10 protein-coding genes are annotated in these 13,319 nt (G+C 71.0%); 4 read left to right on the top strand and 6 right to left on the bottom strand.

What is annotated here, in order from left to right; translation table 11 throughout:
• Positions 1–9: 9 nt before the first annotated feature.
• A complete protein-coding gene (gene rqcH, locus DU484_RS15900; RefSeq protein WP_114586913.1) occupies positions 10–2,109 on the bottom strand; it encodes a ribosome rescue protein RqcH in 2,100 nt (699 codons plus the stop codon).
• Positions 2,110–2,398: 289 nt separating this feature from the next.
• Between rqcH and DU484_RS15895 the strand changes: the two genes are divergently transcribed.
• The 4 genes from DU484_RS15895 (at position 2,399) to DU484_RS15880 (ending at position 6,851) form a co-directional block, all read left to right on the top strand.
• Positions 2,399–3,304 carry an acyltransferase gene (locus DU484_RS15895; protein WP_114586912.1) on the top strand — a complete coding sequence of 302 codons (906 nt, stop codon included), beginning with the start codon at positions 2,399–2,401 and terminating at the stop codon, positions 3,302–3,304.
• Positions 3,305–3,453: 149 nt separating this feature from the next.
• Positions 3,454–5,172, top strand: coding sequence for a helix-hairpin-helix domain-containing protein (locus DU484_RS15890; protein ID WP_114606413.1), 1,719 nt, complete (start codon positions 3,454–3,456; stop codon positions 5,170–5,172).
• Positions 5,173–5,247: 75 nt separating this feature from the next.
• The gene (locus DU484_RS15885) at positions 5,248–6,597 is read left to right on the top strand and encodes a CRTAC1 family protein (RefSeq protein WP_114586910.1); all 1,350 of its coding nucleotides are present in this window, start codon (positions 5,248–5,250) and stop codon (positions 6,595–6,597) included.
• Between the two features lie 59 nt (positions 6,598–6,656).
• Complete coding sequence (locus tag DU484_RS15880; protein WP_114586909.1) at positions 6,657–6,851, top strand: DUF7576 family protein; 195 nt, start codon at positions 6,657–6,659, stop codon at positions 6,849–6,851.
• Here DU484_RS15880 and DU484_RS15875 read toward each other — a convergent pair whose 3' ends face one another.
• From DU484_RS15875 to DU484_RS15855, 5 genes are all read right to left on the bottom strand, one after another.
• Positions 6,852–9,299, bottom strand: a complete 2,448-nt coding sequence (locus tag DU484_RS15875; RefSeq protein WP_114606412.1) for an ATP-dependent DNA helicase — start codon at positions 9,297–9,299, stop codon at positions 6,852–6,854.
• 94 nt (positions 9,300–9,393) lie between these two features.
• Complete coding sequence (locus DU484_RS15870; protein WP_114586907.1) at positions 9,394–9,774, bottom strand: DUF5658 family protein; 381 nt, start codon at positions 9,772–9,774, stop codon at positions 9,394–9,396.
• A gap of 3 nt (positions 9,775–9,777) precedes the next feature.
• Positions 9,778–11,460: a S8 family serine peptidase gene (locus DU484_RS15865; protein ID WP_114606411.1), complete on the bottom strand. Its 1,683-nt coding sequence runs from the start codon at positions 11,458–11,460 to the stop codon at positions 9,778–9,780.
• 9 nt (positions 11,461–11,469) lie between these two features.
• Entirely contained in the window at positions 11,470–12,075 is a 606-nt protein-coding gene (locus DU484_RS15860) for an ArsR/SmtB family transcription factor (protein WP_114586905.1), read from the bottom strand.
• Between the two features lie 71 nt (positions 12,076–12,146).
• Positions 12,147–13,310: an MFS transporter gene (locus DU484_RS15855; protein ID WP_114606410.1), complete on the bottom strand. Its 1,164-nt coding sequence runs from the start codon at positions 13,308–13,310 to the stop codon at positions 12,147–12,149.
• Positions 13,311–13,319 lie beyond the last annotated feature (9 nt).

The raw sequence follows: 13,319 nt of genomic DNA, 5'->3' as shown, positions 1-13,319 counted from the left end.
TTCTCTCGCCTACTCGTCCACGATGTCGCTCCCACCCGGTGGCAGGAACTCCTGAATCCGGTCCGGGCTGGCGATCTTCCGGACGAACGACTCGTCGGTGAAGCGCTCCTTGAACCGGCGATAACACAGCTTCGCCGCGTCGTTCTGGGCGTACTTGCCGGGTTCGAGGCGGAGCGTCGTCGCCGCCTGCGGTTCGACCGCCGACGGCGGCCCACCGATCACCCGCGTCTCGGGTTCACACTGGATGCCGACGGCGACGCTCGCGGACACGTCGCGGAAGTAGGTGCGGTCTCCGCGGATGACGAACCCGCCTTTCTCGATGTACTCGCCGCTCTCGGGCGTCTTCGACACCTGGTCCGGGTCGACCATGTACGCGTCGCCCGCGAACCGGCCGTCCTTCCAGACCGAGGAGTACGAGACGGCAAACTGCGCCGCTTCGTCGAGCGACGACTGGGGGAAGTCCACGTCCCTCGCCTTCTCGCTCGGCCCCGTCGCCTTCAGAATCGTCACCGGGCCGCCGTGGGCCTGTGCGTGGAAGAAGCGGTCGTTGCCCTCCATGTACTTCTTGACCAGCGCCTCGTTCTCGTCGGCGTTCCGACCGCCGACGACGAGGAAGCCGTCGCTCGTGTGGAACCACCGGAACTCCTCGTACCAGTGTTCCGGCTGCTTGATCGGCACCGACGCCATCGAGAGCCAGTCCCGGTCCCGTGGCTCCTCGTCTACGTCCTCCTCGTCGTCCCCGTCGTCGGCCTCCCACTCCTCGCGGCGGCGCTTGACGGCTTCGAGTTCGTCGCGGGTGTTCTCGATGGCCGCCAGCGCCCCTTCCTTCTTCCCCTCGACGCGTTTCGCCTCCTGGTAACGCTGGTCGGCGTTCTTCTCGACGCCCATCGAGGGGTCGACGGGAACGCGTGTCCCGTCGAGGTCGACCGTCACCGTCCCTTCCTTCGGGTTCACGTCGACCACCGCTTCCGCGGCCGGGATACCGCGTTCGGCGCCCTCGGCGAGGGTCGCCTCGATGTCGTCCCAGCCGTGCCCCTCCTCGCGGGCCGAACGCACCGTCGAGATGATTTCGTCGACGAGGTCGTAGTCGGCGTAGAGCGCCTCGGCGCGTTCGCGCTCCGCCTCGGCCTCCTCCTCGAACCCCTCGATGGCACCCTCCTGCTGTTCGATGATGCGCTCCTGTTTCGCGATTTCGGCCTCGAAATCCGGCCGTTCCCGTCCGGTCGACGTCTCCTCCTCGGGTTCGCGTTCGAGGCGGTGGAAGTAGTCGTCGACGGCGGCGTTGAAGGAGTCGTAAACCTCCGCGTCGAGTCCCTCGCGTTCCTCCAGCGGGAAGGGGGTCACGTCGACGACGCGGTCGTCGTCGAGGTAGATGCGGGGGTCGACGTCGCCCTCGCGGAGCCGCTCGGCCAGACGGTCGATGGCGTCGTAGAGGGCGTGGTAGACGTCGTCGTCCGCGTCGGCGATGTCGAGGGTCTTCTCGACGCCCGCCCGCGAACAGAGTTCCTCGCCGTAGAGGCCGCCGAAGTTGAGTTGGGTCGCGAGCGTCCGAACCACGTCCGTATCCGACTCCTCCATCCGCCGGACGAAGGCGTCGTACCCCATCTTCAGTGGGTGGATGCGCGACTCGGGGAAGCCGTACTGCGACCCTGGCGCGACCGTCCGCGATTTCAACCGTACGGTCTCCAGACTCCGGACCACGTCCCCACTTTCGTCCAACACCGCGACGTTTCCCGGGCCGAACAGTTCGGCGACGATGCGGGTGTCCGCGTCGTCGCGTTCGAACTCGAAGACGAGGATGCGGTCGAACTCGTACTGCTCGACGCCGGCGAAGTCGGCGCCGCTCAGGCGGTTCCGGAGCATCATCGCGAAGTTCGGCGGGCGCCCCGGCGCGTCCGCGACGTGGTCCGGGTCGGCGACGTGAGCGCGTTTCACGTCGCCCACCTCGATCATGAGTTCGACGCGGCCGCGGTCGAAGTCCCGCATCCGAAACCGGAGGAGGTCGTCGTCGTAGAGGTAGGCCTTGTCGACTTTCGCGCCCTCGTACCGGTTGAGTTCGGTGACGAGAGCGGCGAGGTCGACGCTCGTCAGTTCCCGCTTCGCGTCCATGTGTGGCTGTTGCGCGTGCGGCTGAAAAGGCGTGTCGTTGTCGGGACGCCCACTCGGTCGGTCGGCCGTACCGTACGGCGGCGGCGAGGCGAGCGCTCACCTGCTCCGGGCCCGGTGCGTGGGAGAACCGATTTACAACTGTTTTGCAAAATGTGCTCTAAGATCCACACTTAACAGCTTCTAACCGCATATACGAGTCATGTGGATGCAGATTCGTACGACTACCGTACACTCATCGTAATCCACTGCCCGGCTCACGACGGAAGCCACCGATCAGTCCGGACACACTATGACGAAACGCCACGTCGACATCCCACCGGAGGCACAGGCGACGATCGATGAAACCATCGAGCATATCCATACGCGGCTCACGGAGGAGCCCCTCGCTCCCACCGTCGCGGAGTTACTCGCCGACCTGTTCGGCGACTGGGACGCGTACCAACGGTATCGAAACGGGGAGTCGCTCCCACCGATAACCGGCGCTCGAGTTCGAAGCTACGACCCACGGAACGCACTCGTCGAAACCGAACACTGGGCGGAACAGAAGCTCTCGGCGCTGCAGGAGGCGAAGTGCCTCCGGTATCTCTGGCAGGGGTTCGATCTGTCGCCCCTGTCGAACAACCTCGCGTTCGCGATTCCCTTTCGACAGACCCTCGCGAACCACCTGTTCGCCGAAGCCGGCGACGGACTTCGCCTGTTCGGCGGAATCAAGATCCAGTGCGGTCACAATATCGTCATGGGCGACAACGTCGTCGTCCACAACGACGTCCTCCTCGACGACCGTGGACGGCTCTCGGTCGGTGATCGGGTCTCCATCGCGGACCGAAGCCACGTCCACACCCACGACCACGACACCGTCGATCAGACGGACGTAACGACCTACGAGACGATCCTCGAGGACGACGTTCGACTCGGGTACGGCTCGATGATCAGCGCCGGCTGTCGGATCGGACGGAACGCGATGGTCGGAGCGGGGGCGACGACGCTGGGTGATGCGCCGGCCCACCACATCGTCGCCGGGTCGCCGGCAAAGAGCGTCAAAGTCAAACCGGGGTGGGAGCCGGTCGCCAACGACCTGGGACCGCTTCCGGACAACCGCGAGCGCCGACGGCTCCCGACGGAGTTCCCCGAGTCGTTCGACGAGTTCGACGAGTTCGGGCGGGATTTATCCCCTCCGGAAGACGTCTCGGGATAGCCCGTCGGACCGCGCGCCGCACGGCTACCGTCGGCGCCCGAACGGGCCGACGGCGCTCGACGCACGTTCGACTTCGGCCCGCCCGATGACCGACCGTCCGGCGCCACCTCGGAGGCAACCACTATACGCCCCGCCCGACTGCCTCCGGTATGCGACTGGAGGATTACTGGGGCGTGGGGCCGAAGACGAGCGAGCGCCTCCGAGAGGCGCTGGGCGAGGAGGCTGCCGTCGAGGCCATCGAATCCGCGGACGTGCGCGCACTGACCGATGCGGGGATCACGCGGGGGCGGGCGACGCGTATCCTCCGCCGCGCCAACGACGAGGCGGGGATGGACGCGCTGGCCACCCGCGACACCCGCGAGGTGTACGACGACCTGCTGGCGCTGGCGAGCGAGTACGCGCTCACTCGCCACGCCGCCGACCGGATTCGCGTCCTGACGCCGCTCTCGAATCCCGACGCCGTGGTCGACCGACTGGACGCCGTCGACGCCGCGCGCGAGGCGTGGACCGGTCTCGACGACGCAGGTCGGGCGGCGGTCGTGGACGCCTTCGACGCCTACGACTCGGCGGCCGGCACCGAACGCGCCGCCGTCGACGCCGTCCTCGCGCTCCGGGACGCCGGACTCGACGGGGCGACGTTCGACGCCCTCGGCGACATCGACCCCGACGCGGTCCGGGAGGCGGCCGACGCCCTGCAGTACGTCACCGCCGACGGCGTGGCCGCGGGCGCGGACGACCGCCTCGACGACCTGCGCGGCCGCCTCGACGACGCGCGCGACCTGGAGAACTCCGCGTTCGACGTGCTAGAGCGGATCCGGGAGACGGGCGTCCGTGATCTGGAAGATTTCCGCCGGGCCTTCGCCGACTACGTGGACCGCGAGACGCGGCTCTCGCGTTCGGCAATCGAGGAGGTGGCGCCCGACGAGGCCCACGACGCCGCCGACTTCGTGAGCACGGCGCTCCGGGCGCTGGTCGACGACCTGGAACGCCGGGTCGCGGACCGGGAGCGCGAGGTCGAGGACGGCCTCCGCGCGTCCATCGCCGACGCTCGCGAGGACGTGGACCGGGCGGTCGCCGCCGTCGACGACGTGGCCCTCGATCTGTCGCTCGCGCGGTTCGCGGCGGCCCACGACCTCACGCGGCCGGCGCTGGGGGGCGACGGCCTCGCCGTCGAGGGCGCGCGAAACCTCTTTCTCGACGATCCGGACCCCGTGGACTACGCGGTCGGCGACCACGACCTGTCGCCGCCGACGGGCGACCGCGTGGCCGTGTTGACGGGGGCGAACAGCGGCGGGAAGACGACCCTGCTGGAGACGTGCTGTTCGGTCGCGCTGCTGGCGGCGATGGGGCTGCCCGTCCCCGCCGACCGCGCCGCCGTGGGGGCGTTCGACGCCATCGTCTTCCACCGCCGGCACGCGAGCTTCAATGCGGGGGTGCTGGAGTCGACGCTGAAGTCAATCGTCCCGCCCCTGACCGACGACGGCCGGACGCTGATGCTGGTCGACGAGTTCGAGGCGATCACCGAACCCGGCCGCGCCGCGGACCTGTTGAACGGCTTGGTGGATCTGACCGTCGACCGCGGCGCCCTCGGGGTGTACGTCACCCACCTCGCGGACGATCTGAGCCCGCTGCCTCCGGCCGCACGGATCGACGGCATCTTCGCCGAGGGGCTGACGCCGGAGTTGGCGCTCCGGGTGGACTACCAGCCCCGCTTCGGCACCGTCGGCAAGTCGACGCCGGAGTTCATCGTCTCCCGCCTCGTCGCCAACGCGGGCGACCGACGGGTGCGACAGGGGTTCGAACACCTCGCCGCCGCGGTGGGCGAGGAGGCGGTCCAGCGCACCCTCTCGGACGCGTACGAGGACTGAGACGGCTCGCCCGGGAGGGCCCGCCGCCCCGGCGAGGAGCGTGCGACTCTTAACTCCGCATCGTCTGGGGTGAGTATGTTCGAGGACCGCTCGGGACACCTCGCCGACAACCCCCCGTTTCGAGGGTACGGCGCGGCCGTCACGACCGGTCCCGACGGGCCACGGGTGTTCGTCGCGGGCTTCGGCAACGCCAACCGCGTCCTCGGCTGGGCGGACGGGTCGGTCGCCGACGTGGCCTGTGGCGTCCTCGCGGACGAGGCGCGCCACGCCATCGGCGTCGCCGCCGCCGACCTCGACGCCGACGGTCGCGAGGAGGTGTACGTCCACAACGTCGCCGCCTTCGGCGGCACCTCCGCGGAGGCGGACCTCCTCCTCGATCCGACCGGCGAGGGGACGTGGCGCGACCTCTTCGCCGATCCGGTGAATCGCGGGCGCGAGAACTACCACGTCGGCCGCTCGGTCGCCGCCATCGACCGCCTCGGAACCGGTCGGTACGGGATGTTCGTCACCGGCTACGGCGCCCCCGCCCGCTTCTACGAGGTGGGCGACGACGGCGGCATCACCGACCTCGCGGACGCGGTGGGCCTCGACGTGGTGACCGGCGGGCGGTCGATTGCCGCCGGTCCCATCCTCTCGGAGCGGACGGACGTGTTCGTCGGCGCCGAACGGGGGCCGAACCTCCTGCTCCGGAACGTCGGCGGCACGTTCGTCGACGTGGCCCGGGAGTGCGGCGTCGCCGACGCCGAGGAGAACGCCCGCGGGGCGGCGCTCGTCGCCCCCGACGGCGCGGCGACCCCCGACATCGTCTGTGGCAACTGGAACGGCGAGAATCGACTCTTCGCTCACGACGGCGACGGATTCGTGGACACCGCCCCGCCCGCCCTCGCCCGCCCGGCGCGCGTCCGCACCGTCGTCGCCGCCGACTTCGACAACGACGGCCGGCAGGAACTGTTCGTCAACTGTCTCGGCGCCCCCAACCGCCTGCTCGAATACGACGGCGAGTGGGTCCAGACGGGCGTCGGCGACGCCCTCGAACCCGAGGGCATGGGCACCGGCGCCGCCGTCGCCGACCTCGACGGCGACGGGACGCTCGAACTCCTCGTCGTCCACGGCGAGGCCGAGGCGCAACCGCTCTCCCTGTTTACCGCCCCCAACGACGGCGACTGGCTCCGAGTCCGCCCGCTCACCCCCGACGGGGCGCCCGCCCGCGGTGCCCGGGTCGACCTGACGACCGGCGACGGGCGACAGAGCCGCCTCGTCGACCCCGGGAGCGGCTACCTCTGTCAGATGGAGCCCGTCGCCCACTTCGGTCTCGGGACGGCGACGCCCCACGAGGTCACGGTCCGCTGGCCCGACGGCCGCGAGCGGACGATCACCGACCCCGGCAGCCGGACGACGCTGCGCTGCCCCCATCCCGGCGGGTGACTCCCGTGCCGGCCGAGTTAGCGGGATTTAAGATGGGCTCCCCGTTACTGACTGGAAAGATGATCGACCCCACATCCGATATTGGGGAGGACGTCGACGAGAGCACCGCACCGACGTGTCATACGTGTGGGAAGAAGATCATGCAGGAACCGAACCATCGGGTCGTCTCGTGGGTCGACGAGGGGGCCGTCGAGCATCTTCACTTCTGTGACGGCGAGTGTCGCGAGGACTGGAGCGGGCGGCGGCCCCGATAACTATCCGCCGAACCGCTCCAGCCCCAGCGACAGCATATCCGGGCTGACGGGCTGGAACTCCTCGCGCTCCCACTCGGGGAAATACTCCCGCACGCCGTTCCACCGGTCGCGAGCGTAGCGGGTGTCGACGAACACGCGGACCCCGCGCTCGTCGGGCCCGCGGATCACCCGCCCGACCGCCTGCCGGGCCTTCCTGACCGCCGGCACCGTCAGCGCGGTCTCGAACCCGCTTCGGCCGCCGCGCCCGTCGCTCCCGAACGCGCGGTCGTACGCCGTCACGACCGCCCGCGTTCGCGGCAGCGTCGTATCGACGAGGGGGACCCCACAGACCACCGCCGCGTGCAGGCGGTCACCCCGGTAGTCGACGCCCTCCGTGAGCGTCCCCCGGAGGCTGGTGACGAGCGTCTTCGACCCGCCGGCGAAGAAGTCCGACTTCAACGCCTCCGTCGCCCCGTCGTCGCTCGACTCGTCGAGCAGCACTGGCGTGTCGAGACGGGCCTCCAACTCGCCGGCCATCCACTCCGCCTCGGCGTAGTTCGGCATCCCGACCAGGACGTTCCCCTCCCGACTCGCCACCTCGGCGACGGCGTCGACGTACATCCGCCTGGTGTCGCTCTCCGACCCCGGCGACCCGCGGTTCTCGTGGGTGAAGGCCGGCGCGTCGACGGCGAAACTCGCGCGGTTCTCGGCGGGGAAGGAGAGACCGTACGTCCGCTCGACGACCGGTCGGCCGTCGGCCTCCAGGTCGTCCAGTCCCGTGACGGTCCGGAACACCGACAGCGGTTCGAGCGTCGCCGACATCAACACGCCGCCGCCGAAGTCGCCCAGGCGGTCCGCGATGGCGTCGCCGGGGACGCAGTTGTGTAGCGACAGCCGCGCGTTGTAGGCGCGGCGCCACGAATCGGGGGGTTCGGCCTCGTTCCACGTCCGCGAGAGATCGATCGACCGGAAGTACCGACCGTGGTCCGCGCGGTACCACGCGCCCAGCACCCGGCCTGCGGTGGGGGCGGCACGCTCGCGGTCCTCCTCCTCCAGTTCGTTCAACGCCCGCGCGACGACGGCGCCGACCGTCTCGGCGCGCACCCACACGTCGTCGCCGTACGCGCCCTCGGCCCACTCCGTTAGCCGGTCGGGTTCCGGCGTCTCCGGGTCGCGGAGGGGGATTTCGTCGTCCGGCAGGTCGTCCATCGCCGTCCGCCACGCCGGATGCTCCCGGTCGAGGTGGGCGCGCACCCGGCGGTCGAGTTCTTCGCGCAAGTCGCGGACGAACGCCCGCGTCTCTTTCAGTTCCGCGAGACTCACGTCCGTCTCCTCCAGTTCGCCGCGAACGAGGGCGGCGTCCTGCGAGTCCGTTCCGGTGGAACGCCGCTCCGCGTCGTCGCCGGTTTCGCCGGCTGCCCGAGGGATCTTCGATCCCTCGCTGTCGCCGGTTTCGCCGGCTGCCCGAGGCGTCTCCGACGCCTCGCTGTCGAACTCGACCGGCTGGATCACCCGAGTCAGTTCCGACTCGGCGTCCCGCAGGGTGGCGTCGGCCACCCCGTCGCTCACCAGGTCGCGCACCCGCGGTTCGAGCATGTGCGCCTCGTCACAGACCACGAAGGTCGAATCGTCGAGGAGGGCGCCGGTGAAGGAGTCGACCGTCCGCGGGTCGAACGCGTGGTAGTAGTTGCCGATCACGACTTCGACGTGGGGGAGCAACGCCCCGAGCATCGAGTGCGGGCAGGTGCCGTGGCCCGCCGCGAGGCCGACGAGGTCCTCGGTGTCGAGGAGGCCGGCGTCCGCGAAGTCGAAGGGGACGGCCTCGACGGGGTCGCCGTCCTCGGGCAAATCGTCGAGATACTGCGCGTAGAAGGGGCAGTATTCGGTGTCGCCGTACTCGGCAGTGTCGGGAAGGTAGGGCGTCGGTTCGCCCGCAGTTTCGAGGTAGTCCGGCGTCGCCGACGCGGTGCCGTCCGAGTCGAGGAGGCCGGTCTGAGCCTGTCGGGCCTCCGACGCCAGCGTCGCCGCCGTCGTCGGTCCTTCGCTCCCGGTCAGGTTGCGCGTCCGCTCGCGGAGCCCCTCACAGCGGTCGTAGACGGTCGACTCGTCGATCCGTCCCACTCGCTCCCGGCTGTACGGACACACGTCGGCCTTGCCGACGAGCGTCAGCGCCGAGACGGGCCGCCAGTCGTCGGGAAGGTTCTCGTTGATCGTGCGCACGTCCGCCTCGAACTGTCGGAGTTGCTGTTTGACGCTCGTGAGCACGACCACCCGCTCGAAGTCGGAGTCGGGGTCGCGCACGCGGTCGATGCCCGCGGTCAGCGCGAGCATCGTCTTGCCGGTGCCGCAGGCGCCTTCGATCACCGCGAACCCGCCCCGGTCGGCCGTCTCGATGGCCGTCTCGATGCCGTCGGCCTGTTCGGGGTACGGCTCGTCGTGGCCGAACACCGCCCGCCACGTCTCGCCCATTATCCCCACGCTGGCGGCGTCCCCGGATAAAAAGCTCGGCTCGTACGGAGTAGTGTAACTGGTTACCGGTTGTAATGACTCACACTACACCGTATCACAGCAGGCTGCCGCCGAGGACGATCACGCTGAGGTTGTTGGCGAAGACGCCGAGCCCGACGGCGACGAGGACGCCCAGCCACGCCTCGATGGCGAGCGCGAAATACTGGTTCGCGGGCGACGGCGTCCGCCGCAGACGCTCGACGAGCAGGCGGAAACAGCCGGTGACGAGCACCACGACGGCGAGGTGGGCGCCGATCACGACGAGGACGCTCCGCCCGAGCAGCCACCGCATCAGCGGGTTGCTCTCGGCGCCGGTCCCGACGAGGCGCGCGGCCGCGAGCGTCGTCAGCAGGTCGACCGCGAGGAGGAGAAAGAGTGCAACGGCGATCCAGTCCCAGTACTCCTCGATCCGCGACTCCGCGATTCGCGTCGTCACGGGTTACCGCGCCCCGTCCCGCCGGTCGGACGTGTCGTCGCGTCGCTCCCCGTCGGTCGACTCCGTTCCGCGGTCCCGTCCGTCACGTTCCGTGTTTCGGTCCGCACCCGCATCGCCGTTTCGCTCGTCGGCCCCGTTCTCCCGGGCGTCGTCGCGCGCGGTACCGTCGCGACCCTCGTCGGTCCGGCGCTCCTCGTCGGCCCGCTCTCCGTCGCCAGCCGGTCGGGTGACGTTGCGTGCGGCGCGGTCGACCGAGTCCGCCCCCGTCGCGTCCGTCGTCGCGTCGGTCACCCGCCGCTCGTCGTCCTCGGGGCCGGTGGACACGTCGACCAGCGTCGCCGTCCCGTCGGTCGAGATGGTGGGGCCAGCCGAGCCCCCGTCGGACGCGTCGGAGACGGCCGCCGGCCCTGCACCCGCCGCCGTCGCAGCCTCGACGGCGGCCAGCGCGTCGACCGTCTCGCCCTCGCCCGCGGCGGTGCGTTCGAGGATGGACTCGACGCGGGCGGGCGAGGGGTCGCCGCCGGCGGCCGTCACCAGCGCCGCGGTGCCGGCGACGTACGGGGCGGCGGCGGACGTGCCGGTGAGGTCGGGGTCGGCGCGCGTGCGGGCGTCGGCGGGCGCGGTCAGATCCACCGCCCCCGTCGCCGAGAGCGAACTGTAGTCGAGGCGCTCGCCGTCCGCCGCGGCGCCGACGGCGACCACGCGGTCGCTCGTCGCGGGGGCGAGCATGCTCCCCCGGGCGGTCGTGTGTTCGAGTTCGTGCCGGGCGGCGAACACCTGTACGCGGTCGGGGTCGGTGACGCCGTCGTCGGCGTAGACGGCAACGTAGTACCGGCCCGCGGGCACCGCCACGTCGATACCCTCGATGGAGGGCCCCGGACTGGCCTCGTCGGCGACGGACTTCGCGACGACCGGGTCGTCGCCGTTCGGCAGGCGGCGGTAGAGATACAGGTCGTAGTCGGCGGCGGAGCGCCAGCGCAGGCGGACGGTCACCCGTCCCCGAAGCCGCTGGCCGTCGGCGAGGGCGTTCGCCGCGTCGCCGTCGTCGAAGGCGACCCAGCCCTCGGCGGTGCCCGGCCCGGCCCAGTGGCGGTTCGCGTAGTTGCCGGCGGAGGTGACGAAGACGACGCCCCGGTCGCTCGCCCGTTCGGCGGCGGCGGTGATCCGTCGCTCGTCGGCCGCGACGCTCGGGAAGTAGCTCCCGGAGTCGACGATGATGTCGACGCCGCGGGCGGTCAGCCACTCGACGGCGGCGGCGTACTCCGCGGGCGTGGGCGTCCGGCCGACGCCCGCGAGATACAGGTTCGCGTCCGGCGCCGTCTCGGACACCACTTCGGCGACGGCGGTGTCGTGGGCGGTCGAGCGCGGGCCGTCACCGACCTGTCGCCAGCCGGCGGTGTGGGGTTCGAGCGCGTCCTCCGTCTCGAACCCTTGCCCGATGACGCCGACCGAGACGCCCGTGCCCGTGTGGCCGCGTTCGTGGACGGTGTCGGCCCGAACCGACCGGAGCGCGTCGGCGGTGGCGCCGGCCCCGGACGGGTGGCGTTCTATCGCGGCGCCGACGGTCGGCCCCACGTCGCCGACGCTCCGGGACCCGTCGGTCGGCGCCGTCCCCGCCAGCGTCGGCTGGACGGCTGCGAGGACGACGACGACGGTGAGGAGTGCGACGCGGGAGCGGGGAGGCATAGGCGTGTTTCAGTCGGTGTATCGGTTCCAGGCCGCGAGGAGGGCGACGACGAGGAGGCCGCCGGCGAGGAAGGCGACGCCGGGGGGGACGAGACCGAGGAGGGGGCCGGTCGCGCTCCCGACGCCGTCGCCGACGCGGGGCGCCGTTCCCGGGCCGCCGAGGTCGACGACGCCGCTGCCGAACGCCCGCTGGACGGCGAACGCGCCGACCGCGAGGACGGCGAGGACGCCGACCAGTCGATCCAGCGAGTCCAGAAATCGTTCCTTGTCCGCCTCCGACCCGACGACGACCAGCGAGTCCTGACTCGGCGCGTACACCTTCATCTCGCGACCCTTCACGGAGTAGCGCGTGCCGGCGACTTCGACGAGGCCCGCCTCCTGTAAGTTGCCGAGGTGGTGGCGCACGTTCTGGAGGGAGGTCGACACCGAGTCGGCGAGTTCCGACGCGGTCGCGGGGCGCTCTTCCAGCGCGGTCAGGATGGACCGGGCCGTCTCGGAGGAGACCGACCCGATCAGGCGTTCCGCATCGTCGTCCGTCAGGGACAGGACGCGGAGCTCGCCGTCCCCCTCGGGCGTCACGTCCCGCTCTAGATGGGAGGGTAAGAGCCCTGACATCGGGTCGTGGGTTACGAATCCAGATTAAAAATCCTTCGCCACAATTTCGTTCGGTAAGCGAGGTGATACGTTCACGCGGCGTCGGTCGTCGGGAAGCCGCCGATCAGATACAGGCCGGCGAGGAGGGTCACGAGCGCGAGCAGTCCCGCGGCGAACCCCTGAAAGACGGCGTCGAACGCGAACCGTTCGCCGAGGACGCCGACGGCGCCGCTCCCGGTGGCCTGGACGAGGAGCGCGAGGCCGCCGTACACCGCGTACGCGCTCCCGCGGTTGTCGGGTATCGCGCCGAGGACGTACGCGTCGAGCGCGGGAAAGAGGCTGTGGGCCGCGAGGCCGAGCGCGACGCTCACGGCCACGAGCGCGGGCAGCGACTGCGCGACGGTCAGCGCCGCGACGCCGGCGGCGACGCCCGCACCGAGGCCGAGGATGTACGGGACGTGTGGGAGGCGGTCGGCGAGGCGGCCGCCCACCCAGAAGGCGGGCAGGCCGGCGGCGAAGGCGACGGTCAGGAGCGTGCCCGCCCGCTCCGCCGCCAGCCCCTTGCTCGCCACGAGGTAGGTGACGTAGAAGTTGAACACGCCCTGCCAGACGAAGCCGGCGCCACCGATCATCACGACGGCAGCGAGGATGACCCGCCAGTGGCCGAGCGCCGCCCGGAAGTCGCGGTCCGCGCCGCGGGGGACGCCGCCCGCCCGTCGCCGGGCGACGCCGACGAGCGCGAGCGTCAGGAGCGCGCCCAGCCCCGCGAGCAGCCAGAAGACGGCGCGCCACGACGCGGTGGCGACGAGGGCGACGGTCAGCGCCGGCGCGACGACGGCCGCCGCTTGCGCCGCCGTGCCGTGGACCCCGACCGCCCGCCCCACCGCGTCGGGGTAGAGGTCGCCGATGAGCGGGACGGCGGCGGCGTAGTACGCGCCCGAGGCGACGCCGAGGGCGAAGGCGCCCACCTGTAGAAGCGGGAGTGACGTGGCGACGGCGGTCAGCGCCGCGCCCGCGGTCAGCAACGCCCCGGCGCCCATCACGATCCGACCCCGCGGGACGCGCGTGACGAGATAGCCCACGGGGATGCGGGGGACGGCCGTCCCGACCCAGACGAGCGTCGTCACCAGTCCCAGCCCGGCCGTCCCCACTTCGAAGGAGGTGCGGAAGGTTTCCAGCAGGGGCGCGAAGGCCACGCGGCCGAAGTTGGCACAGAAGACGAGGCCACAGAGGGAGGTGAAGAGCCGGCGGGTCACGTGACCGGG

Origin of the sequence: Haloplanus rubicundus (genome assembly GCF_003342675.1) — an archaeon.
Lineage (GTDB): Archaea > Halobacteriota > Halobacteria > Halobacteriales > Haloferacaceae > Haloplanus > Haloplanus rubicundus.
This window is presented reverse-complemented; position numbering and strand designations above follow the sequence as displayed.